The following is an 868-nucleotide window of genomic DNA, read 5'->3' on the forward strand; positions in this document are numbered from 1 at the left end:
CATGTGATATTAAATAATTTAACAATTTTTACACCATTTTTAAACAACCTCTTAGGGTCTGCACCTTTATTCTGATATTCGTAGAGAAATTGTTTCCGACAAGTGGTACACAAGTAATTCTGAACCCCGTTCTTTTTCCGCCTATTTTTAGATATTTTTGTGCTTCGGCAATGCGGGCAAATAACCCTTAGTTTGACTTCTGGCATAGGCTATAAAGTTAGCCTTTATTGCCAAAAACTTCATCATACTTTCTGAACCACAACCAAAAGAAGTTTGAATGTCTGGATAAACTCAAGATTCAATTTTGGCACTTAGGCCGGCATCTAAGAGCGCTGTGCAGTAGGGTTCTAACTTATCATAACTTCCTTGTAAAACACTATATTTTCCTTTGTAGTGAATAAACCAAGCACATTGTTCAGCTTGCTCTGAAGTATGATTACATATTCTAATCAAACAACGAATAACCCACTCGAAGGTATTTACTTCATCGTTAAATAAAACTAACTGATAGGTATCAACTATTGTAGCGCAAGGATTATCCACTACATTGGGTAGCACATGAATGGTTGTGTTCATCGGTTTTTTTTTGAGTTTCTATGACAAAGTTACAACTGTGAGTTATAATACTCCAAATAAGTGTGTACAAATTCCATTTATTGTGGGAAACCTAATCCTAATTGTGAATTTTTAGTTATAAATTTCTTGTTTGCATACAATAAGCTCATTTTGAATAATTAACCAAGACATTTGGTTGTGGTTCAGAAGCTATGATAAAAAGATTGGCAAAGAGGTAACTTCACAATTACCACAGCCGTAGTGTTATGTTAATCGTAAATTGGTGGATAAAGTCTTCTGAGTTTTTGCCTTG

The 868-nt window shown here is 34.3% G+C and carries 1 protein-coding gene; it reads right to left on the reverse strand.

Going from position 1 to position 868, the window contains the following annotated elements; all coding sequences use genetic code 11:
• Positions 1–291: 291 nt before the first annotated feature.
• Positions 292–576, reverse strand: a complete 285-nt coding sequence (locus tag LC115_09475; GenBank protein MCZ2356896.1) for an ATP-dependent Clp protease adaptor ClpS — start codon at positions 574–576, stop codon at positions 292–294.
• Between the last annotated feature and the right edge of the window lie 292 nt (positions 577–868).

The sequence above is a fragment of the Bacteroidia bacterium genome (assembly GCA_026932145.1).
Lineage (GTDB): Bacteria > Bacteroidota > Bacteroidia > J057 > JAIXKT01 > JAIXKT01.

Coding starts and splice junctions, on each gene's coding strand:
- LC115_09475 (MCZ2356896.1), bottom strand. CDS start 576: ATGAACACAACCATTCATGTGCTACCCAATGTAGTGGATAATCCTTGC.